General features: G+C 66.1%; 41 protein-coding genes, 1 tRNA gene and 1 pseudogene. 4 read left to right on the top strand and 39 right to left on the bottom strand.

Annotated elements, in window-relative coordinates; all coding sequences use genetic code 11:
- From GV792_RS29325 to GV792_RS28500, 7 genes are all read right to left on the bottom strand, one after another.
- On the bottom strand, window positions 1-310 hold a 310-nt coding region (locus GV792_RS29325), incomplete at its 3' end, for a hypothetical protein (RefSeq protein WP_218581222.1).
- Complete coding sequence (locus GV792_RS28525) at window positions 310-723, bottom strand: hypothetical protein (protein ID WP_163828096.1); 414 nt, start codon at window positions 721-723, stop codon at window positions 310-312. The genes GV792_RS29325 and GV792_RS28525, both read right to left, overlap by 1 nt.
- Window positions 724-892: 169 nt before the next feature.
- The gene (locus GV792_RS28520; RefSeq protein WP_163828095.1) at window positions 893-1,627 is read right to left on the bottom strand and encodes a DNA-methyltransferase; all 735 of its coding nucleotides are present in this window, start codon (window positions 1,625-1,627) and stop codon (window positions 893-895) included.
- Window positions 1,628-2,018: 391 nt separating this feature from the next.
- Complete coding sequence (locus GV792_RS28515) at window positions 2,019-2,663, bottom strand: hypothetical protein (RefSeq protein WP_163828094.1); 645 nt, start codon at window positions 2,661-2,663, stop codon at window positions 2,019-2,021.
- On the bottom strand, window positions 2,650-2,859 hold the full coding sequence (locus GV792_RS28510; protein ID WP_163828093.1) for a hypothetical protein: 210 nt from the start codon (window positions 2,857-2,859) through the stop codon (window positions 2,650-2,652). Before GV792_RS28510 ends, GV792_RS28515 begins: the two co-directional genes overlap by 14 nt.
- Window positions 2,860-3,001: 142 nt before the next feature.
- Window positions 3,002-3,427 carry a DUF6221 family protein gene (locus tag GV792_RS28505; RefSeq protein WP_163828092.1) on the bottom strand — a complete coding sequence of 142 codons (426 nt, stop codon included), beginning with the start codon at window positions 3,425-3,427 and terminating at the stop codon, window positions 3,002-3,004.
- A 25-nt stretch (window positions 3,428-3,452) separates the two neighbouring features.
- A complete protein-coding gene (locus GV792_RS28500) occupies window positions 3,453-3,674 on the bottom strand; it encodes a hypothetical protein (RefSeq protein WP_163828091.1) in 222 nt (73 codons plus the stop codon).
- Between the two features lie 112 nt (window positions 3,675-3,786).
- Here GV792_RS28500 and GV792_RS28495 point away from each other — a divergent pair, with 112 nt between their 5' ends.
- Window positions 3,787-4,134 (top strand): hypothetical protein, encoded by a 348-nt coding sequence (locus tag GV792_RS28495; protein ID WP_163828090.1) that lies wholly within the window; start codon window positions 3,787-3,789, stop codon window positions 4,132-4,134.
- Between the two features lie 52 nt (window positions 4,135-4,186).
- Here GV792_RS28495 and GV792_RS28490 read toward each other — a convergent pair whose 3' ends face one another.
- From GV792_RS28490 to GV792_RS28340, 31 genes are all read right to left on the bottom strand, one after another.
- The gene (locus tag GV792_RS28490; protein ID WP_163828089.1) at window positions 4,187-4,474 is read right to left on the bottom strand and encodes a hypothetical protein; all 288 of its coding nucleotides are present in this window, start codon (window positions 4,472-4,474) and stop codon (window positions 4,187-4,189) included.
- Entirely contained in the window at window positions 4,471-4,683 is a 213-nt protein-coding gene (locus GV792_RS28485) for a hypothetical protein (protein ID WP_163828088.1), read from the bottom strand. The genes GV792_RS28490 and GV792_RS28485 overlap by 4 nt, the downstream gene beginning before the upstream one ends.
- A 151-nt stretch (window positions 4,684-4,834) precedes the next feature.
- On the bottom strand, window positions 4,835-5,131 hold the full coding sequence (locus tag GV792_RS28480; protein WP_163828087.1) for a hypothetical protein: 297 nt from the start codon (window positions 5,129-5,131) through the stop codon (window positions 4,835-4,837).
- Window positions 5,128-5,493, bottom strand: a complete 366-nt coding sequence (locus tag GV792_RS28475) for a DUF6221 family protein (protein WP_163828086.1) — start codon at window positions 5,491-5,493, stop codon at window positions 5,128-5,130. The genes GV792_RS28480 and GV792_RS28475 overlap by 4 nt, the downstream gene beginning before the upstream one ends.
- A gap of 5 nt (window positions 5,494-5,498) precedes the next feature.
- Complete coding sequence (locus GV792_RS28470) at window positions 5,499-5,747, bottom strand: hypothetical protein (RefSeq protein ID WP_163828085.1); 249 nt, start codon at window positions 5,745-5,747, stop codon at window positions 5,499-5,501.
- Window positions 5,744-6,796 (bottom strand): hypothetical protein, encoded by a 1,053-nt coding sequence (locus GV792_RS28465; protein WP_163828084.1) that lies wholly within the window; start codon window positions 6,794-6,796, stop codon window positions 5,744-5,746. Before GV792_RS28465 ends, GV792_RS28470 begins: the two co-directional genes overlap by 4 nt.
- Before the next feature lie 154 nt (window positions 6,797-6,950).
- Window positions 6,951-7,190 (bottom strand): hypothetical protein, encoded by a 240-nt coding sequence (locus GV792_RS28460; protein WP_163828083.1) that lies wholly within the window; start codon window positions 7,188-7,190, stop codon window positions 6,951-6,953.
- Entirely contained in the window at window positions 7,190-7,621 is a 432-nt protein-coding gene (locus GV792_RS28455) for a RusA family crossover junction endodeoxyribonuclease (RefSeq protein WP_256670767.1), read from the bottom strand. The genes GV792_RS28460 and GV792_RS28455 overlap by 1 nt, the downstream gene beginning before the upstream one ends.
- Window positions 7,618-8,115, bottom strand: coding sequence for a DNA N-6-adenine-methyltransferase (locus GV792_RS28450; RefSeq protein WP_309138471.1), 498 nt, complete (start codon window positions 8,113-8,115; stop codon window positions 7,618-7,620). Before GV792_RS28450 ends, GV792_RS28455 begins: the two co-directional genes overlap by 4 nt.
- On the bottom strand, window positions 8,112-8,450 hold the full coding sequence (locus GV792_RS28445) for a hypothetical protein (RefSeq protein ID WP_163828081.1): 339 nt from the start codon (window positions 8,448-8,450) through the stop codon (window positions 8,112-8,114). Before GV792_RS28445 ends, GV792_RS28450 begins: the two co-directional genes overlap by 4 nt.
- Window positions 8,443-9,318 carry a WDGH domain-containing protein gene (locus tag GV792_RS28440; RefSeq protein WP_163828080.1) on the bottom strand — a complete coding sequence of 292 codons (876 nt, stop codon included), beginning with the start codon at window positions 9,316-9,318 and terminating at the stop codon, window positions 8,443-8,445. The genes GV792_RS28445 and GV792_RS28440 overlap by 8 nt, the downstream gene beginning before the upstream one ends.
- The gene (locus GV792_RS28435) at window positions 9,311-10,573 is read right to left on the bottom strand and encodes a DNA cytosine methyltransferase (RefSeq protein ID WP_163828079.1); all 1,263 of its coding nucleotides are present in this window, start codon (window positions 10,571-10,573) and stop codon (window positions 9,311-9,313) included. Before GV792_RS28435 ends, GV792_RS28440 begins: the two co-directional genes overlap by 8 nt.
- Entirely contained in the window at window positions 10,566-10,853 is a 288-nt protein-coding gene (locus GV792_RS28430) for a hypothetical protein (RefSeq protein ID WP_163828078.1), read from the bottom strand. Before GV792_RS28430 ends, GV792_RS28435 begins: the two co-directional genes overlap by 8 nt.
- Window positions 10,853-11,062: a hypothetical protein gene (locus GV792_RS28425; protein ID WP_163828077.1), complete on the bottom strand. Its 210-nt coding sequence runs from the start codon at window positions 11,060-11,062 to the stop codon at window positions 10,853-10,855. The genes GV792_RS28430 and GV792_RS28425 overlap by 1 nt, the downstream gene beginning before the upstream one ends.
- Before the next feature lie 286 nt (window positions 11,063-11,348).
- Window positions 11,349-11,744 (bottom strand): helix-turn-helix domain-containing protein, encoded by a 396-nt coding sequence (locus GV792_RS28420; RefSeq protein ID WP_163828076.1) that lies wholly within the window; start codon window positions 11,742-11,744, stop codon window positions 11,349-11,351.
- 36 nt (window positions 11,745-11,780) lie between these two features.
- Complete coding sequence (locus tag GV792_RS28415; RefSeq protein WP_163828075.1) at window positions 11,781-12,506, bottom strand: alpha/beta hydrolase; 726 nt, start codon at window positions 12,504-12,506, stop codon at window positions 11,781-11,783.
- Complete coding sequence (locus GV792_RS28410; protein WP_163828074.1) at window positions 12,503-12,805, bottom strand: hypothetical protein; 303 nt, start codon at window positions 12,803-12,805, stop codon at window positions 12,503-12,505. Before GV792_RS28410 ends, GV792_RS28415 begins: the two co-directional genes overlap by 4 nt.
- Window positions 12,802-13,179, bottom strand: a complete 378-nt coding sequence (locus GV792_RS28405; RefSeq protein WP_163828073.1) for an HNH endonuclease — start codon at window positions 13,177-13,179, stop codon at window positions 12,802-12,804. The genes GV792_RS28410 and GV792_RS28405 overlap by 4 nt, the downstream gene beginning before the upstream one ends.
- Complete coding sequence (locus GV792_RS28400) at window positions 13,179-13,535, bottom strand: hypothetical protein (RefSeq protein WP_163828072.1); 357 nt, start codon at window positions 13,533-13,535, stop codon at window positions 13,179-13,181. Before GV792_RS28400 ends, GV792_RS28405 begins: the two co-directional genes overlap by 1 nt.
- Window positions 13,532-14,125, bottom strand: coding sequence for a hypothetical protein (locus GV792_RS28395; protein ID WP_163828071.1), 594 nt, complete (start codon window positions 14,123-14,125; stop codon window positions 13,532-13,534). The genes GV792_RS28400 and GV792_RS28395 overlap by 4 nt, the downstream gene beginning before the upstream one ends.
- Before the next feature lie 2 nt (window positions 14,126-14,127).
- On the bottom strand, window positions 14,128-14,946 hold the full coding sequence (locus tag GV792_RS28390; protein WP_163828070.1) for a PD-(D/E)XK nuclease-like domain-containing protein: 819 nt from the start codon (window positions 14,944-14,946) through the stop codon (window positions 14,128-14,130).
- Window positions 14,943-15,443, bottom strand: a complete 501-nt coding sequence (locus GV792_RS28385) for a hypothetical protein (protein WP_163828069.1) — start codon at window positions 15,441-15,443, stop codon at window positions 14,943-14,945. The genes GV792_RS28390 and GV792_RS28385 overlap by 4 nt, the downstream gene beginning before the upstream one ends.
- Window positions 15,443-15,715, bottom strand: a complete 273-nt coding sequence (locus tag GV792_RS28380; protein ID WP_163828068.1) for a hypothetical protein — start codon at window positions 15,713-15,715, stop codon at window positions 15,443-15,445. Before GV792_RS28380 ends, GV792_RS28385 begins: the two co-directional genes overlap by 1 nt.
- Window positions 15,712-15,921, bottom strand: a complete 210-nt coding sequence (locus GV792_RS28375; RefSeq protein ID WP_163828067.1) for a hypothetical protein — start codon at window positions 15,919-15,921, stop codon at window positions 15,712-15,714. Before GV792_RS28375 ends, GV792_RS28380 begins: the two co-directional genes overlap by 4 nt.
- Before the next feature lie 237 nt (window positions 15,922-16,158).
- Window positions 16,159-16,389, bottom strand: a complete 231-nt coding sequence (locus GV792_RS28370) for a hypothetical protein (protein WP_163828066.1) — start codon at window positions 16,387-16,389, stop codon at window positions 16,159-16,161.
- On the bottom strand, window positions 16,386-16,526 hold the full coding sequence (locus GV792_RS28365) for a hypothetical protein (RefSeq protein WP_163828065.1): 141 nt from the start codon (window positions 16,524-16,526) through the stop codon (window positions 16,386-16,388). The genes GV792_RS28370 and GV792_RS28365 overlap by 4 nt, the downstream gene beginning before the upstream one ends.
- Window positions 16,523-16,813, bottom strand: coding sequence for a hypothetical protein (locus tag GV792_RS28360; RefSeq protein ID WP_163828064.1), 291 nt, complete (start codon window positions 16,811-16,813; stop codon window positions 16,523-16,525). The genes GV792_RS28365 and GV792_RS28360 overlap by 4 nt, the downstream gene beginning before the upstream one ends.
- Window positions 16,813-17,235 carry a hypothetical protein gene (locus tag GV792_RS28355; protein ID WP_163828063.1) on the bottom strand — a complete coding sequence of 141 codons (423 nt, stop codon included), beginning with the start codon at window positions 17,233-17,235 and terminating at the stop codon, window positions 16,813-16,815. Before GV792_RS28355 ends, GV792_RS28360 begins: the two co-directional genes overlap by 1 nt.
- 83 nt (window positions 17,236-17,318) lie before the next feature.
- Window positions 17,319-18,014, bottom strand: a complete 696-nt coding sequence (locus tag GV792_RS28350) for a phage antirepressor N-terminal domain-containing protein (RefSeq protein ID WP_309138472.1) — start codon at window positions 18,012-18,014, stop codon at window positions 17,319-17,321.
- The gene (locus GV792_RS28345) at window positions 18,011-18,202 is read right to left on the bottom strand and encodes a helix-turn-helix domain-containing protein (protein WP_163828062.1); all 192 of its coding nucleotides are present in this window, start codon (window positions 18,200-18,202) and stop codon (window positions 18,011-18,013) included. The genes GV792_RS28350 and GV792_RS28345 overlap by 4 nt, the downstream gene beginning before the upstream one ends.
- Entirely contained in the window at window positions 18,199-18,462 is a 264-nt protein-coding gene (locus GV792_RS28340) for a helix-turn-helix domain-containing protein (RefSeq protein WP_163828061.1), read from the bottom strand. Before GV792_RS28340 ends, GV792_RS28345 begins: the two co-directional genes overlap by 4 nt.
- A gap of 137 nt (window positions 18,463-18,599) precedes the next feature.
- Here GV792_RS28340 and GV792_RS28335 point away from each other — a divergent pair, with 137 nt between their 5' ends.
- Window positions 18,600-19,172 (top strand): helix-turn-helix domain-containing protein, encoded by a 573-nt coding sequence (locus tag GV792_RS28335; RefSeq protein ID WP_163828060.1) that lies wholly within the window; start codon window positions 18,600-18,602, stop codon window positions 19,170-19,172.
- A gap of 429 nt (window positions 19,173-19,601) precedes the next feature.
- Here GV792_RS28335 and GV792_RS28330 read toward each other — a convergent pair whose 3' ends face one another.
- Window positions 19,602-20,801, bottom strand: a complete 1,200-nt coding sequence (locus GV792_RS28330) for a tyrosine-type recombinase/integrase (protein WP_163828059.1) — start codon at window positions 20,799-20,801, stop codon at window positions 19,602-19,604.
- Between the two features lie 125 nt (window positions 20,802-20,926).
- Between GV792_RS28330 and GV792_RS28325 the strand changes: the two genes are divergently transcribed.
- Window positions 20,927-20,994 (top strand) — tRNA-Ser (locus GV792_RS28325).
- Between the two features lie 544 nt (window positions 20,995-21,538).
- A pseudogene (locus GV792_RS28320) lies at window positions 21,539-21,790 on the top strand (transglycosylase SLT domain-containing protein); the annotation flags it as partial.

Here is a 21,790-nt window from a genome sequence, read left to right as displayed (position 1 = left end):
CTCGGCATAGGACCTGTAGCGGGCCGGTGGGGTCGCCGCCGGCGGCGATGGCGGTGCGGTGGTCGGCGGTGAGGTCGGTCGCTGGGTGGGCGGGTCGCTGCCAGCCTGGGCACCAGTCGCCGTGCCGGGCGCGGTGGGCGGCGACGATGCCGGCGCGGCGTTGTCGCTCGGCCCAGGTGCGTGTGGCCTTGGTAGGTGTTGTAGCCCGCTGGTGGCGGTTGTAGTCGGTCTGGTGCTCGGGGCATCGGGGTTCGGGCTGTGTGTTCGGGCAGCCGGGCACCGTGCAGATGCGGAGGCGCGCTCGGGCCATCAGCCGATGTTGCGGCGTTCGGCTATCTGGCGGGCGGCGAGCGCGGCGTCTCGGAGTATCGGACGGATGGCCGCCTCGACGACGTCGGCGCACGTTCGGTCATCGCTACCTCGATCAGCTTCGCGCGCTTGTGGTCGTCGAGGTAGCGAGCATGCGCGAGGACGACGTCGTCGCACCACGCCCGGAGCGTCACCGAGGCGTGCCTCGTCCTCAGTGACGAAGTGCTCGTGGTAGCCCAGGGGCTTGCGCAGGTACCACGGGGGCGGTGGTGGGTCGAGGCGGTCGGCCAGGCGGTGCAGGCGTAGTAACCGGAGCAGACCGCCGAAGCGTCGGCGTGTGCGGACGCGAATGATATCCAGCCGGTCCAACCAGTCTTCCGACGCGGGACCGTCGTCCCAGTCCTCGGCGCTCATGGTCAGAGGGTGCCGATGATCTCGGCGATGGCCTTGATGACGATGACGGCGATCTTGCCGACGGTGAGCACGGTGTCGAGGTCAACGCTGCCCATGATGTCTCCTTGGGGTGAGCCCGATTCGGCGCAGCAGGGTGCGCACGAGCCAGGTGTGGATGAGGTCGAGGTGGTCACGCATCGTTTTCGAGTTCGGCCTTGGTGGCGGCGAGTCGGTCTCGCGCGATTTGGGTGTAGCCGTCGGTGCCTTCGATGCCGAGAAAGTGTCGGCGTTCGTGGAGGGCAGCGACACCGGTAGTGCCGCTTCCGGTGAACGGGTCCAGGATTCGTCCGTCGGCGGGCACGGTGCGCACCAGGTTGCGCATGAGCTCAACGGGTTTGGCGGTGATGTGCAGGCGTTGTTTGCCGGTGGGTCTGGTGATTGTGTACACGCCGGGGAGGCAGGGTGGACGGTGGTCGCGGGCTATGGTGCCGTTGGATGCCCAGAGGATGTACTCGGCGCCGTTGGCGAATCCTGGCTGTGGGCGAGCGCCGGGCTTGGCCCAGACGACGATCCCGCGCCAGCGCCAGCCAGCGGCCTGCAATGAGTCAGACATGGCCGGTAGTTGCCGCCAGTCCGTGAATACGAGGGCCTGTCCGCCGGGCCTCACGAGGCGGAGGGCTTCGCCGAGCCACAGCGTGCACCAGAGCGTGAAGCTGCGCTGGTCGCGTTGGTCGGGGAAGTCGGGCAGCGCGAGGCCGGACTTGGAGTCCGAGGACACGTATTTGTCTTTGGCGGTGCGGGTGGTGCGGTCGACGTTGCTGGTGCCGCCGCTGCAGTAGGGCGGGTCTGTGACGAGGGCGTCGAATGATCCGGTGGGTAAGCCCCGCATGGTGGCGAGCGCTTCGCCGTGGATGACCTCGGACATGACAGTTGCTCCCATAACTGCGAGCCCCGTGGGGCTACCGGCCCTGTGTTGGGTCGGAGCTGGTGCAGCGCGCAGCATTCCCGCTTGCCCGCACGGCACCGGCTGTGATGAACAGTGCGGGATCAAGGGGCGCTTTGCCGGCGTCAGTGACGGGGGTTCCGGGTTGACGCGCTGCAGGTCCGGATACAACTCGACCCACCTCGGAAGGGGATCGAGGTGGGTCGAGGATCTGCGGCATTGGTTTGCCGCTGTTGTGCTGCGATCCTGTTTTGGGGTCGGGTCGTCAGCAGCAGATTCTTCTGCAAGGCTACACGATCACCGCATGTGACATGCGCGTCTGCGGCTGTGAGATTGGCCGTGTCGACGAACCCGCGCGGTGCACTGACAATCGTCAGCTATCGCGATCGAGGTCGGCCAGAGCCTCTCGTGCCACGTCCGGATGTCGACGGATCGCTGCCCGGAGCTGGATCATCTGGAATACGTGGCGGTGCTCATCCACCACCTGCTTCCATCCGGGCCGGGCGTCTGCCAGGCGTTCAGCGATTAGGAACTCGATCAGGTCCTCAAGCGTCGGACGGAACCGACGGCCACCGACTGGCAGGTGCAGCCGTTTGAACGGCCTACCATCGAGAAGTTCCTCCCACTGATCCGATGAGGCGCACACCTGCACATGGGCCTCGGGGTAGCCGTCCGGCTTGTCGCGCTCATAGTCGTAGTGGAGGAGCTCTTTCGAACCGTCCACGGCGCCCGCCAGTAGCATCACCGAAGACACCACCATGAGGTGCTGACCTGAGGAATCCGGCCGGAGACGAACGGTCAGTCCAAGGTACAGCTTCGGTTTCCCCGACAGGCAGATTGGCACACACATCAGGCGAGCGAGGTCGCTTTTGTCTGGCCTGTTGGTGACGACAACGGCGCCTGTACTGCGCTCAACGGCGGCGGTGAGCCTGGTGTTGTTGCAGATCGTCTTGTTCAGCAGGTCCGTGAGCCGTTTTGCGAAGTCTTGAGACTCCCTGAACAGGTCAAACTTCGCCAATAGGCTTCCCGTAGAAGCCTCCGATAGCTACCCAGGCGAGGCGGGCCGCCAGCGAATCGAAGTCGCCAGTGCGAGCCTGCTCGGCCAATTCGTCGAAGGTGCACTCGGCGCGCTGAAGGGCGTTCTTAATGGACTGCCGAACGTCGTCGGGGGTCAGCTCGATCACAGCATCCTGCGGCTCAAGTACGGCGGTCATCGGGCACCCCTTCCAACGTCTACCTGGCCTGCCTGAATGGTAGGCACTCTAGGTCACATATCGCCCAGGACGGCGGATATGTGACCAAATTGGGTAGGCACCCAGCATGGCAGGAGGGTCTGACACGTTTGGAATGACCAGGTCATTGCACCCATTCGACCTGGTAGTCGGGGTGATCGGACCATATCGAGGCGATGGCCCGCATAGCTGGAAGGTGGTCGAGGCGAGACCGGTCGTCTACGGGCACCGCCGCGGTGAGGTGGTCGAGTTCGCCCTCGTATTCGAGGACGGCCCGCATGAGCGTGCCGAGAGCGGCGTGTATCCGGAGCACGTGTGCCGGGTCATGGTTCTCGATGTGGGCGGTTTCCCCGTCACGGGTCAGACGAACGTCGCCGTGTGGAGGCGAGTCGATATCGAATACCCGGATGCCGTTGCCGAAGAGACCTTCAGCGTCCTGGACTTTCCACACTCGCCACTGGTCGCCATTGAGGGCGCCTTCCTTGTGGGCGCCGCGCGCAACGGCGGCGTCCTCGGCCATCCGACGCTGTATGAACTGCTCGATCCTCATGCACTGAGTCTTGCAGGCAGGTCCGTCACGCTTTCCGGTTGCGAATGTCTGTACGCGTGCCTTGACCGGGCCGCTGCCAGTTCTTGACCGTTTCGGGGAGCCAGCCGTGGTGCTGTCGTTTGTCTTTGCCGGTGCCGATGACGGCGTCTGGTTCGGGTAGGCGGCCATCATGCTTGTAGCGGCGGATAGTGCCGGCGTCGAGCCCGTGCGCCTTTGCGAAATCGTCCGAAGACATGTACTGGATCATGCCCACGACTTTACAACGCTACGTTGCTCTTTGCAACGTAGCGTTGTATAGTTATAGATGTCGGGGAAACACCGACAAACACATTGAAAACTCCACAAAGACAGGAACTCTCATGACAGAGAACCGCGCGCAAAGGCTCCTCGATGCCTACCAGGCGCTCCGAAAGGTGCTCCTCACCGCGTTCACACTCTCGATCGAGCTCCCCGAACTTCGGGGCGGCGGGTTCCGGGCAGGCGACTCCCAGCGAGCCGCGATCCACGCCCGAACCATCCTGCGGGACATCCCCGCAGACCCGCACCGCCGCGACCTGGTCGACCAACTCATCCTCGAATGGCTTGAGGCGCTGGTCATGACCAAGCTCCACTCGCGGCACGGGGAAGCCTGGTACGGGGATATCGCGGATGACGCGCTGACTCGCTTCCAGGCCACGCTCGAAGTGATCAGGTTCGAGGACCAGTAGCAAGAAGGACCCGGCAGGAGCTAGCTGCCGGGTCCTTTCTCGCTGCCCATTCTTACATACGCGGATCGTGCACCAGGCGGAAGTCGTGCAGCGGCTCGGTCTGCGACCCGGCCGCGGTGAATTCCCTCCCGACGACTTCGCCGGCGGGCATGTCGACGTCTCGCCCCATCTCGACAGCCGACAGGATCAGTGGCGCTTCGTAGGTGTGCCACGGCGTCACGCAGTGGGCCTCATCGCCCACGGTGAGAATGACGTACACCGGGACGCGTCCGTCCGGGAGCACCGCATAGTTGTGACCGATCCCGGGATCATCCCAGTCGAAATTAGTTTCGTCGCTCATGCGTTGCCACTCGTCAGTTCATCTCGCAGACGGCGAACGGCATCACTCTTCGCCTCATCCGAAGACAGCTGAGCGAAGCGGTTCATCCATGCTGCGGCAGCCTGCTCAGCTTGGATAGCGTCGAGCAGTTGCCTGTCGGTGCGGTTCTCCGGATCGGGGAAGCAACCGAGTTCGCGGGCGCGGTCCTCAATACGCTGTCGTGTGCTCATGTGTTGTCTCCCGCCGCGCTCATGATCCGATCCAGCTCGGTGCGAACCTTCTCGATGCCCCAGTGGAGTTCATGAGCCGTGCACACGAATCGATCGTGGTGACGCTCGAAGAAGGCTGCCATTTGTCTGTCAATCTCATGTCCTGCGCTGCTCACGCCTGGCCTCCCGCTTCGTCGGTGTCCTCAGTAGCGACGCGGGCCAATGCCTTGACTATCGCTTCGCTGTCCACGGTGGCAGGGTGCTCCCACTCCCGTTCGAACTCGCCGCCGACGACCCGGTACGAGACCCGGCCACCATTGGCGTAGTCCACCGTCACAGCCAGCCCCTCACGCAGTTCGATGAGAGGAGGCCGGGATTCCCACTGGCCGACGTTGCGCCAATGGTCGTCCGGATCCCATGCCCGCCACAGCTCTCGCGGCACGACCCTTTCCAATGCACCCGCGGTCATGCACTCCACTCCTGCTGGTAGTCGGGATGGTCGGACCATATCGAGGCGATCGCCCGAGCTGTCGGGCACGGCCACGGCGCGGGGTCGTAGTCGCGGCGGTAGTCGTAGCTGCGGCAGGTCTCACAGATGCCGGCGTCATTGCGATGCTCACCGGCTCGCCTGCCGACCACGGCACGCATCGCTGCCACCTGTCGCAGCGCGCGCGCCGGATCGTGGGCGACCATGTGCTCGTAGGCAGCGCTTCCCAGCGTTCCCTCGGCGTCCACGCCGACGACAACGTCGGTGTGCCAGTCCTCGTCTGCTGCCCGCGCCGCGCCCTCATCCTCGGCGAGCCGGGCCTCGATGAACTCCTCGATGGTCACGGCGTTCATCCTTCCTCGTCCCAGAGGTGTTCGTTCAGGATCTCCAGGATGTCGTGGCAAACGACGTACCGAAGGCCTGTGTACGCCTCTTCCGGTCCCCAGCTTTCGGCCTTGTCTGCCCAGTGCTCGGCGATCTTGAGGATCTCGCCAACGATGTCGGCGCGGGCCCCTTCGAGGGTGTCTGCGTCGATGAAGCTGGCGTCGCGGGCTTTGTCCGCGGCTATGCGGGCTCGGATGTCGTCGAAGACACTCATGCTGCGCTGCCTTTCTTTCTGGCGGATTGGCGGGCGAGCTCAAGGGCGTCGCCGAGCCGGTACACCTGCCGGTCGCGGGTGTCGATCTGGTGGTCGGTGATGCGGATGCCGTACCGGTCGTCGGCGTGCTGCCAGCCGCGGGATTCTAGGCGCCGGGATTTGTTGGCCCAGTGGTACAGCGTCCGTTCGGGGATCGGTGCGCCGATCGCCTTCGTGACCTTCACCAGGTCCGGGATCGTGTAGGACTGGTCCTCTGCCGCCTCGCGCGCCTTGGCCTGGATACGGTCCACGAAGTGTTGGGTTCGGCAGCGTCCGCATTTCACGAGGTCGGCGGGACGGCCGTCGTCCCCGATCTGCGCGTACAGCTCGTACCCGCATCTGGTGTTGTCGTCGAGGTCGGCGGGGCAGGCGCCGAGGTAGCGGCGTGGGGTGGGACGGTCGATGATGCGGCTGATCGCGGCGATGGCGTCGTTGAGGCGGACATGCAGCCGGTCGGCGGGGTCTTCTGCGGGTTCGAGTGCGCGGAGATCGTTGCCGCGATGGGCGAGCCACACAGCGGCCTGCTCGGTTAAGGTGGCCGTGATCTGGATAAGTGTGGCGTGCAGTGTGGGGACGCGGCCGAGGAATTTTCCGGTTTTGGGGTGGCGGCGGATCGGTGGCGCGACCGGCTGCCTGTGTTCGGGGCCGAGCCGGAGGTTCTGGACGAGTTGGATGAGGCCGCGCGCACCGTACGGCACCTGCGTGCCGGTGAGGGCTGACATGTGGTCGGCCCACTCGGTGATCACCGTGCTGAGGTCACGGAGTTCGCGGTCGCCTTGGATGGTGATGCCGTGGCGGCCGATGGCGCGGACCGGGATCGGGGTGTCGGTGGACCGGCCGACCGGTGCGGGTGCGGTGACGCGGCCGAGACCCGTGCGGGTGACCTCCAGTTCGGTGATCAGGCGGGGCACGTCCAGCAGCTGTTTGACGATGTTTTCGCCGCACTCGGTGCAGAGTGGGAGCCGATCCCCGACCGGGCGTGCGCATTCGATGCATTCGACAGCGTTCATCGGGTGGTGTCCTCCTTGGGATGGCAACCGCAGCTCCAGTTCTGGCCTTCGGGGTGGCCGCCTTCGCCTTGGCAGCACGGGCAGTCGACCCATTCCCCGTTGACCAGTTGGCCCTCTTCGCCTTGGCATACGCGGCATTCGATCCACACCACGGTCATCGCCGCACCCCGATCAGCGCCAGGGTCATAGCGACGAGTGATTCGATCTGCCGCGGTAGCCATGTGCTCGACGTGAGGATGGTGTCGCCGCCGTCGTCGATGTAGTAGTCGCGGCCGTAGATCATGGGTCGGCCGTCGGGGATCTTCTCGACCGGCATCGGCGGGACGGGTGGCGATTCGCGGAGCCGCTGGGCCCGGCGGCGCGCCGCGGCCTCGTAAGTGTCGAACCAGGGCATCACGCCTCCTTCGCGGGCAGGTAGTTGACGGTGAGGTCGGCGACGGTGATCCAGAGCCCGGGCTGGAGTCCGGGATCGGCAAGACGCTTGTAGGTGTGCATCTCGACCACCTGCGAGTCATCGGCGAACGCGATGCCGGTGAGGGCGTCCAGCACCGCGCGCGCCAGCTTGTCGATATCGGGCCGCTTCACTGCCGCCGGCGTCCACGTCTTCGGCGTCGATTTCGGGCGTGGCATCACGAACGTGAGGTCGACCGCGACCGGGCCGTCGAGCGGCTGCCAGCCTTGCTGATGAACGGCCAGGGCGACGCGTTCACGCCACGGGCCGACAGCCTTGGAGGATTCGACGAGGATGCCGCGCCCGACATGGCGTTTGCTGCCCTGCGGTGCGGGGGTGCCGGGGATGAACAGCGGGCTACCGAGCGGGGTCATAGTCCGAACTCCCATTCGCTGAGGTGGACGCCGGCGAGGTCCGACTTGCGCAGCAGCGTCGCGTCGTCGTCCCCGTACGCGACGAGGCACGACGGCGCGCCAGCGTTGCCGTTGGCGCGGCTGCCGTCGGGTAGGTGGAAATGCAGGCGGCCGTACAGGAACAGCACCGAAGTGGCGCGGGCCCAAACCTGCTCGACGAACCAGCGTGTTTCGGTGCGCGCGAACACGAGCGCTGTGCCGGTGCCGTGGTCGGCGAGTTTGTCGAGCCAGCGGCCGAGGTCGGTGTATGGCGGGTTGAGCCAGACGCGGCCGTGCCATGGTGCGGCGAGGCCGTCGTCGGGTGGGGCGATGTGCTCGCGTGCGGTGTCCCATGGCCGGTCGGTGGCCGCGCACGGGTCGAGGTCGAATGTGCCGAGCCTGTGGAGGATTCCGGGCGGCGTTAGCCACACATTCGAGCCGCTGCGGGCCGAATGGTGTGCGCCGATCGCGGTCACTGTGCGTCCTCATGGTCGGCGTCACAGCCTGGGCATGAGTCGGTCAGGTAGTAGGCGTGCGGGCAGAGCGTCGCCGACGCGACGCGGCGGCCGGGCCCGGCGATGAAGAAGTCCGGCCACAGGCGCACGTCGGATTTCGTCGGGGCATCCATCGCGAGCACGTCGGCGGGTGGCCGCGGGATCGCGAGGTGCTCGGCGTACAGGTTGCGGACATGTGCGCCGTCCCATCCGCTGATGGTGGTTCCGCACGCACAGTCGGCGCGCATCCGGGATCGACCGAAGAGCACCCCGCGGGCGACGATCGGGCCGAGCTGGCACGGGGTCACGTCAATCACGGTCGGCCACCTGCCGCAGCTCGTAGACGCGGAACACGATGTCCGGGTCTCCGGGGCCGCACTCGGCGAGGAACGCGTACGCTTCGCCGACGCTGGTGTACGCAAGGGTGTCCGCACCTTCGAGCGGTAGGTCGGCCTCATCGAGCGCGATATTCACGCGACCATCGCCCTCCGGCCAGCCGACGACGTAGCCCGCTGGCGGACGCCGTGCCGCGGCGCTGGGCTCGGACTCCAATTCCAGGAACTCGGCAAGGCGTTGCGATGCCCGCTGCGGCGTGTGCCCGTCCCACTCGATCGCGGTCTCCCGCTCCGGGATACGGAAGCGGTCCCAGTCGGCGGCCTCGTAGTGGTTGCTGATCTGCCCGGTCGGCAGCTCGGCGTATACGACGAACCAGCCGCCGCCGAAGCACTCCTCGCCGTCGGAGTGCCGCCAGGATTTGTGCACGTCGTACAGGCCAGCGGCGGCCCAGGCGTTGAATGCCGCAGCGTTGTACAGCATCCGGTAGTGGTACAGCTCGGCGAAGGTGTGGCAGCCGTCGCTGGTGTCCGGGCCGACCGTGCGCTGCTCGGCGTCCAGATCGGCGACACGGGCACGCAGCTCGATCACCTCGGAGCCCAGCACGTACACGGCATCACCGGTGCCCTCCAGGGCGCGCACTACGCGGGCAAGGTCGGCGTCGGTGGGGCGGTCGTGTATCTCGGGCGCACGGCACACAGCCGACAGTGTTGCGGCGGCCTCCAACTCGGTGATGCAGGCACGGGTGGCCAGTAGCTCGGTTGCGAGCCGGGCACCCTGGGGTGCCCAGCCGCTCGCAGCAATCTGCCGCAGTTCGTCGTCGGTCAGCGGGGCGGGGGTCTGGTCAGGCATGTGCGGTCTCCTTGAGGTCGGCGGCGGTGAGTAGGTAGCGGAATGCGGCGACGGCTTGCCGGGGTACGACGCCGTTGCCGATGCGGGCGAGCTGCTCGTTTCGGCTCAGGCCGATGGCGGGGTCGGTGACCCATCCGGCGGGCCAGAACATGAGCCACTCGGCGAACGCCGCGTTGAGCCGTGGGTTTCCTTTGCGGTTCGGCTCGGTCGGTGGCGGCGCGGGTCGCGATAGGGCCTCTTGCCGCCTGATCGCAGGCTCGTAGTCGCCCCATTGCGGGGTGCCGTGCACGAGCGCGTAGTCGATCAGCTGGCGCGTGTGGCCGACGCGTTTGTCCGGATGCACACCGCCACCGGTGTTTTCCGATGCGCTCGGCGTCGGCAGGTAGCGGTCGATCGACACCAGGCTTGGCGAGCGCCGCGCACGCTCGGACGGGCAATCGCCCCGGTCGGCGTCCGACCGCTTCGGCGTCGGCAGCAGCGCGGCCACCGCCGACGGCAACATCAGGTCGCCGCTCGACCCGCGCTGATTCGGGCCGCCCTTGGTGCCATCAGACGCGCGTGGCGTTGGAAGCAGCGCTACAGGCCCAGCGTCGCGCCGAGCACCTCGGCCAGCGATCCCGTTCCCGCCTCGACATGCCGTCTCGCCGCTGGTGCTGTCATCGACGCTTTCCCATCCGCCGCGCGGGGTGTCGGCAGGGTAGGCGAGGACGAATACTCGCTCTCGGCGATGGCACGCGCCGACTTGCGACGCACGGACACACGTCCATTCCGCATCGAACCCGAGGTCGGCCAGGTCTCCGAGTACGGCACCGAGTGCCCGGAGAATAGATCGACTTCCCATGTGTCCCATGTCTGCGTCGTCGGATTCCACTCGGCGAATGGCTGTCGCACTGAGCAGCCCCCTCACGTTCTCGATGAGGACGCACCGCGGGCGCAGTACGTCGATGGCGGTGGCCATGTGAGACCACAGCCCGGACCGGGTTCCGTCGGACAGTCCGGCGCGGCGCCCGGCGGCGCTCACGTCCTGGCAGGGGAACCCGCCGGTAAGCACATCGACCGGGTCGACGGTGTGCCAGTCGATGTCGGTGACGCTGCCGAGGTTCGGCACGTCGGGCCAATGGTGGGCGAGCACTCGCGACGCGGCCGGGTCGATCTCGCAGTGCCACGCCATCGACGAGCCGGGGAACAGCTCGAGCGCGGCGAGGTCGAGGCCACCGGCGCCGGAGAACAGCGAGCCGATCCGCAACTCAGGCATGGCGACCGCCCTCACTGGTGGGCATGGTGTTCTCGTCGGCGGGAAGGTCGGTGTGGATGCGGAGCGCGGCCACGACGGTCCGCAGTACCTCACTCACCCGTGCCGCCCACCGGTCGGTGCGATCGTGGTGCGCGCGGTGCAGTCCCGCGTCGGCGATCAGCGCGCCACAGTCGGGGCAGACACTCGCAGCGGACGGGGTCGTGCGCCCAGCTGGTTCGCTCGCTGCTGCCACGCGACGCGGTTTCGGTACCCGGGTGATGGTGAAAGGCGTACGAGCCATCACAGGGCCTCGCTTTCGATTGCTTGCTGAGCGCGGGCCGAGGGCGGGCGCTCGCTGTGGTCGTTGATGGTCTTCGTCTGCGCGAGATGCGGTTTGCAGCCCAGGCAGGGGATGGGGCGGCCGTCGTTGTCGTTGCCGAGCCAGCCGCGCCGGCACTGTGGGTTCCGGCAGCCGCGTTCGGTGGGCTCGCCGTACCGGTCCGGGCTCACGTCGTCGCCTCGATCGGATTGGGATTTATCCACAGCCCGGGTCGCGCGTTCGTGAGCTGTGTTCTCAAACCAGCCACGCGGGTATTCATGGTTGTGGTTGGTATGGGTTGGTGGGGGGACACTGGTGTCCCCCAGACTCGTCGTAAATGTCCCCCAGACATTGCACAGATGTCCCCCAGACTTTTCCGGGGCACCGATGCCCAGGGGACACCCATGTCCCCCAGACCCTCAACCTGTGGATAACTCCAGGGGACACTGATGTCCCGCAGACTCCCGACAGGGCGAATCACTCTGGGGGACACAGATGTCCCCCAGACAATGACGTCTCCGCCGGGTCGAGCATCGAGTGATCGAGCAGCGTCGCGGGCACCGTGAGCCGGTACTCGTCGGCCTGCTTCGCGTGCCGATTGCCCTTCTTCGTCAACGCGATCAACCCGAGCTCGCGAAGCACCGACAGCGACCGCTTCACCGTCCTGTCGGTCACGCACATCACCAGCGACAGCCGTTCCACGCCCGGACGGATACGCGATCCGTCCCCGTCCGCGTACGTCGCCAGCATCAACGCCAGATACTTGGCGCCGTGCGGCATCTGCATCCGCCGGACGATCCGCTCCCACTCGAACCGGTCGACCGGAATGCGCTCCGACACCTCCACAAACGACGACCCTTCGACCGACACCACAACGTCCGCCTTCCGAAACCCCCAGAACTCCCCACATCACCGCACCTCCCGATTCACGGTCTCGGCGAGCGCAGCAGCATGACCGTGCAGCAGGTAGTCGGTCGTATGGCGGCCGTCGACGAGATAGCCGCGGGCGTACGCCATCGCGCCGGACCACGTGCGCCAGTTCGCCGGGCTCCACCACTGTTGCCACGCATGGCGGCGACACCGGTCGGCCAGCGATTCCATCCACCGGTGCGCGTCGCCCGGGGACCGGAACGAGAAGTACTCACTCATGTCCGCGAGACTGCGGAGCGGATTCCCTTCCGGCAGCGCAGTGATCGGATCACCCTCAGCGGCGGCCCACCATGTCGGTATCGACATCGTGCCGCGGGTGCCGCTGATCCCGTACCCGGACGCGGCCGGGCGGCCCGGTGTCCCCGCTCCGGGCGGCCGGGCCGGATCGGAGATCAGCGCGCAGGCCACGACCTTGCCCGGGAACGCACGCCCCGGCCCCTCAGCGAGATCGCCCGCGATGCCGGCGCCCTGGCTGTACCCGCCGATCACCACGCGCCCGGGCGCCTTGGTCACCGCGGTGATCAGCTCGACCATCCCGGCCTCCCGCGAATCCGCGTAGGACGGTTCGAATCCGCCATAGCTGGCCGGGTACCGAAGCGCCCGGAACCGGAACCGGGTCGGATCCAGCCATCGACCGAACTCGGCGCTGATGCCATCCGGACCCGACGAAAACCCCGTGCCCGGCAACCACAGAACATCGATCACCGCGCACCCCCGGTATGGCCGTGCACACGGTCGAGGTAGGAGCGGGCCTGCACGCCGACGGAATCCATACGGACGGCGTCACGCTCGGCCCGCTCATATGCGGTGAGCAGTCGCCCGCAGTCGCCCGGCCAGACCGCTCGCCCGCACATGCAATACGTGGCGTTGTTGGCCCGGTTGTAGAGCAGGCCCTCGTGGCGGGCCTCGATGCACCGGTAACGGATCTCGATCTCGCGCGGCGTCGCCGAGCATCCGACGCCGATGCGGACCTGACGGAACCGCGGCTGAATGGTGGTGTTCACGATGCCGCTCCTTCAGCGGTGGGAATGGTGTCGCCGTCGTTGGTGAGGAGGACGCGGCCGTGGAGCCAGGACCGGACCGGTGTGGCGGCGGGATCCCCGGTCGAGGGGATCAGCCAGCCGTCGGCCAGCGCCCGCGTCCGGTGGCTCTCGATCCAGTCGTGGCAAGACCGGCACAGGGCAACGAGGTTCGTCGGCGCGTTGATCTGCGGGTCACTGGTTCCGCCCATCCGCCTGGGTTTCCGGTGATGGACATCCCCACCACCGATGGGAAGAGCGCACGCGCAGCGTTCACAGCAGCCACCCGAGCGGGCCGCGACCAGCAAGCGCACCTGCGGTTGTGGGCCGGTGCTGTAGTGGGAACGTTTGGCCGCCATCACATGCCCTCCCCACGACCGGCGACCCCGTACATCTGACGGATGCTGGCGCCCACGGACTGGAGCGCGCGCAGTTCAGCTTCGAGTGCGCGAGCACGCCGGTCGGCGTACCGGTAGGCAGCGTCAGCCGCATCCCGTCGAGCGCGCTCGTCCTGGGTGGCGAGCTCGACCGTGTGCTGTCGTGTGTGCACCGGCCCAGCGGCGGCGAGATATGCGCGCGCGCAGGCGACGTCATATTCCCGATCTGCGTCGAGGTACTCCGCATAGCGGGTGCCGCAGATCTGCACACCCTCGGCGATCTGATTCGCGCACTGCCGGATAGCCGCCTCGACCGTCACCGGGTTGTAATCGGTCATGCCGCGCCGCCGCCGCCGCTGAAGTGCGCGATCGCGGCACGCAGGGCGTCCGTATCCATGCTGGTCCGGACATTCCCCGCCTGGGGATGGTGCTCTGTGAACCAGGCTGCGGCCTCGCCCCCGTCGATCCCCTTGCGGTTCAACATCCCGATCAGCTCGGCACGTGCCAGGTCCGCCGGGTCGAGGTCTTTCGCCGCGAAGATCGCTCTGTTCCGGATCTCGTCCGCCGAGGCGACACCCTTCCTTGTGTCGGCGGCCAGCGCCGCCACGAGCGCCCGCCCCCACGCGGAGGTCTCGGCGTTCTGGAGTTCGCTACCCCGGGTGTATGGCGTTTGGCCGGGCACCTTCTCCCATGCCATCCCGATGCCAGGGCACTGGTCGTCCGGCGTCCGATAGAACGCGGCCACGACAACCAGATAGGCCTGGCCATCGATCACTTCGATCGAGTACGGGCGATCGCGCACGGCAGGCTGGAACGACCCCTTCGGGAACAGCTTCTCTCGCACCTCGGCGATCCGCTGCGAAACCTCGACGTAGTCACCGAGGTCGACCTTCTTGTTTTCGGTCTGCTTATTTTCGTTCTGCGACATGCTCACCACTCCCCAATCGCCCATGCGGGCAGGCTCATCCGATAAGTGCGATCGCCGTAGCCGGGCCAGTCGTCGGCGTCACGGCACGCGGCGAAGATCTCGATGCCGGCGGATACGATGCGATCGCCTTCGCGAACCGCTGCGGCATCGAACTCGTGAATGCTGGTCAGGTAGGGCGGTTCCTTCTCCTGCGCGAGGAACACGAACCGTTCGACCTCGTAGCCCAGGGCGTCGAGCACGCGCCGGTAGTGGGCTTCCTGTACGTGGTAGCCGTACTCGACTGCGCTGCGCTCGAACTTCTTCGGCGCCGCGTTCTTCGTGGTCTTGTAGTCCACGACCCGGACCCGACCGTCGGGTCCGATGGCGATCAGGAAGTCAAAGCGGGCGCGCAGCATCACCCACGTGGCGGGATCGAGGGCATAGGCCGACATCTCGGGCACGCCATCGGGCGGCAGCAGTGCGGCCACCTCTGGCCGGTTGCGGGCAGCCTTGACCATGGCGCGGGTCGCCTCGAGTTGCTTGGTCAGCAACGGAGTCTTGCCCTCGGCGCGGGCCTTCGCGCGTTCTTCCTTCGCGGCGTTGCCCTGCCAGGTCTTGAACTTCACCTCGACGATCCCCGCACCGGTGCCGAGCAACAGCTCGTGCGCGGCAGTGCCGATGTCGAAGTCGTCGTTGTCCACGGGCTCGGCGCCGATGAACTTGGCCGGACCGCCCGGCTTCACCAGTGTGCGGACTCCGGTGCTCGACAGACTGTTCGGGTCGCCGTGGTAGACCGACTCGGGGATCTCCGGGTACAGACCCGGCGCGGTCGGGGCGGTCATGAGGCCGCCGCGGAGCCGGTCGCAGAAACGGCGAGAATCCGGTCCGCGGTCGCGCGCGCCACAACGGCGACCGGGTCCTTGCCAGTACGCGCGTACATCACCGCGGTCAGCGTCCCCAGCGAGACCCCCGCATGTTCGGCGACCACCCGAGCCGACAGACCACACCGCCGCAGCTCGAGAACGTGGGCGCGCACCTGGTCTGCGTCGACCGCATCCGCGCCGGCGTATCGCCTGCCAAAGCATGTCGCGCACATGCCGTCACGCTTGTGCGGGATGGTCCCCTCACGCCCGCTGTCACCGAACATCCGCTTGCAACCGGAGCACCGGGCAGGTGTCTCTGGCTCGTCAAGCAGGCCGAGCATGGCCATCAACTCCGCAGCATCCGTGGCGTCCGTGGCGTTGCGGCATACCGTCACCCGGGCGCGGGCGCGGTCGGCTTCGCTCACCGGCGGGCAGTCGATACCTGCGAACGGACTCGTTTCGCGTGGCTGTCGCATCACGCCACCTCACGATCGAGGTCACGATCCCGGGCGCGGTCCCACTCGTCGCCCTCGAATTCGTCGCCGTCGTCGTACTCGTCGGCGTGCAGCTCGGTGTCGTCGACCTCGCCGCCACCGCAGTGGCGGCACCCGGCGCCGCGGCATTTCGGGCAGGTGTAACCGCCACCGTTGAGGGCATTGTCGGCGATACCGATCGCGGCGCCGGCGAGCACGACCAGCCCGGCGACTGTGACGAATCGGCCGACCATGATTTCGAGTACTTCGCTCATGCCGCCACCGCCTCACCGCGGGCAATGAGCGCGACGTCGATCGCATCGCGCAAGGCTCGAGCATCCTCGGCGCGCAGATAGGCGCGCATGTCCGGGCCGAACGTCACGCGGTACGCGCCAGCAGTGTCGGACCATGACACCCGGATACCGTCGGCGGTGAACAGATTCGGGTCGACGATCACCGTCGACCGGGTCAGACGTTCCATGTAGACTCCCGTACAGGTTGGTTCAGGTGGCCCCGGCGAGCTCGCATCTCGCCGGGGCCGCTGTCGTTTACAGGGATGGGAGACGGCCCGACGCGAGGGCAACCTCACCCGCGCCGGGCGCCGTCGTGGCCCAGAGCTGCTCGGCACGGCACGCCGTGCAGGTGCAGCCCCGGGTATGGGTGCGCATCACTGCGCCGCGAGCAGCCGCGGCGTCGTAGGCGTCCCACCAACGGCCGGTCACAGCACAGCCTCGGGACCGGCCGCCTCGAGCACGTCGGCGGTCTCGCGAAGCGCGCGGACTACCTCGGCGACCGGCATCAGCGGACGCGGGCCCGGCGGCATCACCTGATACGCCTCGGTGATCACCTGTCCGGCCGGGTTGTAGCCGACGGTCACAGCGACCGTGGCCTTGCGGGTGGCGGCGACGAAATGACGCCGGGCCTCGGGAGTTTCAGCAGGTGCGGTCACAGGACACCCCATTCGGCGACGTTGGACAGGTAGACGATCAGGCCAGCGATCCCGACGACAACCGCGACGGTGAACAGCCACCACAGCCAGAACCCGCGGTCGTCGGCGGACAGGTGGGGAAGGTGCGGGCGGGTCATGCAGTCACCTCGGGCGCTTTCCGGGCAAGGGCCAACAACCGACCCCGCCGAGCAGCCTCGCGGCGATGTTCGTGCCGCTGCCTGTTCAGCTCGGTCTGTCGAGCGAACTCGGCGGGCGTCACAGCTTCGCGCGGCGAGGCTGCTCGTCGGCGACCGAGGGCTGACGGCTGATCACCGGCGAGCACCAGCTCGAAATGCTGAGCGCTGTGGAATCCGAAGCCCCGGAAGATGACGTCGAGGTCTTCGTCGGGCACCAGCGTGCCGTCCCGGTAGACGATTTCGCGCATCAGGCCACCGCCTCGAGGCGCACGTTCGTCAGCTCGATCAACAGCGCATCGGCCGGGATCGTGACATAGCCGCGGTTGGTGACGAAGTCGTTGTCGATGAACCCCGGCGTGCCGATCTCGCACTGGATCGTCGCGCAGAGTTTCCAGCCGCCACCGAACTCGCTGGTGACGATCACCCGGTAGTCGCCGGGCGCGATCTCGGAGCCGATGAACCACGCGCCGTCAGTGCTGTACGGGTCGTCGGGCTCGACGATCGCGTCGACCGTCGTCGGCCACTGCGGGCGTGTCTCAGGCTGCTCGACCTCATGCACGGTCGCCGTCGGGGTGGCCCGCCCGTCGATCGTCGACGGATCACATGCGGTGAGACCCAGCACGGCAACACCAGCCGCGAGAGCGAGACCGGTACGCTTGTACTTGAACATTCGGATTCTCCTGATAGGGGCTGGGTGTTCACTGGCCCGTCGAGTTGCACCTCGGCGGGCCGTCTTCATGGAGGAATTGGTGGTCATTGCGCCCGCCCGTCGGCGGCCTTATCCCAGATCCACTCCGGGTAGCTGTTGACCGTGCCGAACAGGGCGTGCGGAACCTTCTGCGGCGCAATGTCGTGCGCCTTCGCGATCAGCGACGCCTGTTTACCTAGCCGGTTGAGGAACTGGGTGGAGGTGTTCAGGCCGTGCAGACGCGCATAGGCGAGAGCCGCGTACCAGCCGTGCTGTCCCTCGATCGCGTCGATCCGAGCCTCGTTGTCGACCGACAACGCCTTCGCCTCCGAAGCGGTACGTTCGGCCGCTTCGATCTGGTCGATCATCGCTCTCAGCGCGTCGTACTGATTGACTGGCGCGATGGCTCCGCCGTGCGAGAAATAGGCATCGAGGACATCGGCCGCCTGAGCCTGATAGGCCCTTATGGTCGGCGCGGCCGCAGAGTCGACGCGGTTCTCGTCGATAGTCGCGAGCCACATCGTCAGCGTCCGGCGATCGATCATCGCCATATCGCGCGTCTTGCCATCAGCCGCAACTGTTGCCTTGGAAGCAACGGTTGCCCATGACCTGCCAGTCAGCTTCCGATACTGGGCCGGGTAGCTCACACCTATCGCGTCGCACATCGGCTTCAGTGCGACCCAAGGCGCACCGTCGAACTCAGCGGCGACGATCGGCGCCGTCGCACCGGGTACAGGGATGGTCGCGAGTTCGGTACTCACTCGTCCCCCTCGGCCGGGCAGGACTTCGCATACGACTCGAGTTCGGTGTGGTCGAAGTAGATCCGCCCGCCGTCAACGCGGGCGACGATCTCGCCGCGCTCACGCAGTCGGTCGAGCGATCGCACCGATATGGACAGCTGCTCTGCCGCCTCGGCCTTGGTGTATCGGATTCGGGTCTTGTTCGTCATGCGACCTCGCCGCGCTGCTCGCCCTCATCGGGAGTCGGCTGCCATACGTCGAGCGGGCTGATGCCGAGGGCCTTTGCCCATGCCGTCATCAGTGGACGGCTTGCACGACGGTGGCCGAGTTCGACGTTTCGGATGGTGTCCTCGTGGACACCGGGCATACCGGCCTCGCCCAGTCGCTCGACTAGCTGCTTGACCGATAGCCCGTACGCGTTGCGCAGTTCGCGGATGCGAACCTGGGGACCGATAGGTTTGGCTATCACATCGCCAACTTTAGCGACAGGAACCGACAGGCGCAATATTTCTAGCGCAATATTGAGCGATTGCCGATCGCTAGCCGGGACGTGAAGCGCTAGCTAGCGCTAGACCTGGCTAGCCCTGTCATGCATCATTACTTGTCATGGAAGACAAATGGCCGCGCCTTGGAAGGCTGATCAGGGAGCGTCGAGACGAACTCCGACTTACGCAGTCGCAAGTTCAGGAACGCGGCGGCCCGTCGCCCGCCTTGGTACGCAAGGTCGAGACGGGCAAAGCGGAATCAATGAGCCGCAGCAAGCGGCGAGACCTCGAGCGGGCACTCGAGTGGCGCATCGGCAGCGTCGACGACATCTTGCGCGGCGGCGATCCGGCGCCTGCGTCGGAGCCGATCGACATACCGAACATCACACACCACCCAAACGCCTCGGACGGTGGCGGCTACGAAGTAACCAGAGATCTCGGAGGGTTCGAGCCACTAAAGCTATTCGGCCTGGTGCTGCTCACCGATGCGCTCAATGACGCGGCCGAGGATTTCGCGAAAGGTGACGCTGGGCCGGAGCGTCTAATCGCCTTGGCGCACAAGTCGTATAACGCATCGATTGATGTGCTTGCCGAGGTGTTGGGCGTTGATGCCGAAGAGGCTCGCACGACAGTGCGTCGCCTGGGCTACATGTTCGACGATGTCGCCAGCGTGGAGGGCAATCCGACCAAGTAGTCGGCCAGCTCCTTTTGCGTGAACTTGATTCGGGGCTTGGGGGCTGAACTGTCATGTCGGGCAGGCGAAACGCCTAGATGCTCCGTCTTCTCATCACTTGACGACATCACAGCCCCTCACTCACCCGCGACAACCGACCCTCAATCGAACATACATTCGAACCGCCTAAAGCGGAAGAGTGGCCGGTAAAATCGGGCAATCGTCCAGTTTGCATTCGACACTCCGCAGGGACACAAGATCGACAGGTCTCGGGAGCGAAGAGGACAACCACGGCGAATGCCTCACAATCAGCAACGGCGCTGAATAGCGGTGATGTGCAGGGGTACTCAGCCCGATCATAGGTTCAACCGCCGGACCTTACGGAGGAATATCCTCCGCCTTTTTCGTACCGTTACGCCTGATTCCAGCTACCGACGAGTAAGCGCGACCCTACTTTTCGGGGATTGCCAGCAGTCCGTCCAGGTTTCCGAGCGCTTTTCGCGCGAGCGTCCGATCAACATGCGCATATCGACGCTGCGCGGCGACGGTTGACTGTCCCATGATCTGCATGCGCACCGACTCTTCGACACCCATCTCGAGCAGCAGCGTCGCGGTGGTATGGCGGGCGTCGTGCAACCGAATGTCCCCCACGCCAGCAGATTCCAGGAGGTCATGCCAGGCGTCGGAATCGTACTTGTTCGGGATCGGCGTCCCGGCCTTCGACACCCACACCAGACCGAACTGATTCGGCGGAGTCGAATCGAGGTAGACCTCATAGATCGCCGCGAGAGGGTTCGGTAGCGGAATCATCGTCGGCCGCTGCCCCTTACGTCGGGTGAGCGCGAATCGGCGGTACACAGGCCGACACTCGTAGCCCTTCGGCACATCGAACCGGTCGGGGTGGTCGAGCTTGTACCCCTCCTTCGTCGGCAGCGATTGCAGCTGCCACGACAGGTCGATGGTCAGATCGTCGAGATTGATGCGGTCACGCTCGAGGCCGAGGCATTCACCCTGCCTCGCGCCGAGGATCAGCGCGGTCGCCCACCTGGTCGCCATCGGATCTTTGCGCTCGATAGATGTGAGCAGAACTTTCCGCGCGTCGGCCGACGAGAGCGCCTTGCCGGTCTTCGTGTTGTTGATAGGCTTGGCGACCTGCTCGATTGGGTTGGTGGCGATGACGCCCTCGCCCTTGGCGTCCGCGAGAGCCTTACTCCACACCGCATAGGTGAGCTCAGCGGTTCGCGCCGACCAGTTCTCACCGACCCATTTCAGATTGGCGCGGATGTCCGCCGGCGCCAGCGGCATGCGCTTCTTCTCGCCGATGTCCGGCACGATCTGATTGTCGATGATTCCCCGGTAGCTTCGATAGGTGCCGGGCGCCTTGTTCGGCTTGACCATCTCCTGCACCCAGTAGTCGAGCCACCTGGCCGCGGTCATTTTCGCCCGCGGTCGATAGGTGCCGGTCTCGACCTCGCCGCGTAACTTGCGGAACTTCTCCATTGCGATCACCTTGTCGGAGGACGAGACCGTCGCGCGTTGGGTCTTGCCGTACTCGTCCTCATAGGTGATGGCGCCGATCCATAGGTTGTCGGACTTGCGCTTGTAGAACGCGCCCTCACCGCGGGGGCGGCGCCGCTTCTTCGGTGGCATGTGCGAGATCCTCTTGCCGTGGCTGTAGCTTATCTGTAGCCTACGTGAGACTAGTCACGGCTAGACATAGCTCGACAGAAATTACCCTTCACCAGCAGAATTCGGAGGAATGACCTGGTCGAGGTGCGTTGTGAATGGCCTGCCCGGCTGACTCTTAATCAGCGGGTTCGGGGTTCGAGTCCCTGATGGCGCACAGCGAGTAGAAAGCCCCGGCATCACATGATGCCGGGGCTTTCTACTTATCACAACAGTGTTCGCGCTCACGCGCGAATACACGGATAAGGTCACGGGAATGTCACTTTCGAGGCCGAAAACAGACTTCGAGTTGAAAACTTCTGTGAGCTGAGGCACAAGAGGTTTATTGAGAAACCTCCTGCATAGACAGCGGATCGATGCAGTTCACTCGAGGGTTTCAAGGTCAACAACGTCTCTGGTTGGCCGGTTGTTCACCTTCCGTTAACCTTCCGTGACCATTCTGCAATCAGGTCGAAGCAAGGCCGACGCTCCACCCGAGTGGAGTTCCGCGCGACGCGGCGGACCGGGACACGAGTTCCCGGGAACCGCACGAGATCCACGCGTCGGTGATCGGGAACCGCTGAGTGTTCCCGTCACACAACACAACCCCACAACAGCACACAGCCCTGTTCCGGCGTGCGCGCAGAGAGCCGCCGCCGTGGATCCGTGCTGCCCGATGCGGCCGGATCGAAACCTATACCGATCAAGGAACCGATTTCGCCATGCCTGACCGACGCCTTTCCAACATCCGCCGCCGCTCACTGCGTGAGGGCTTCGCCTTCGCGGTAGCCGCGGCCGGAATCGTCGCTGTCGCCGCATCCTCCGCGGTGTCGGTCGCCGATGACCGCGTTCCGGAGCGCGTCGCGATGGTCTCCGAGCAGCAGCCCGCGCAGGCCGAGCCGGTCGCCGACAAGCCTGCCGATCAGCCGGTCGCCGAGGCCGTGCCCGCACCTGCCCCTGCCCCTGCCCCGGCC

Origin of the sequence: Nocardia cyriacigeorgica (assembly GCF_010868145.1) — a bacterium.
GTDB lineage: Bacteria > Actinomycetota > Actinomycetes > Mycobacteriales > Mycobacteriaceae > Nocardia > Nocardia cyriacigeorgica_D.
This window is presented reverse-complemented; position numbering and strand designations above follow the sequence as displayed.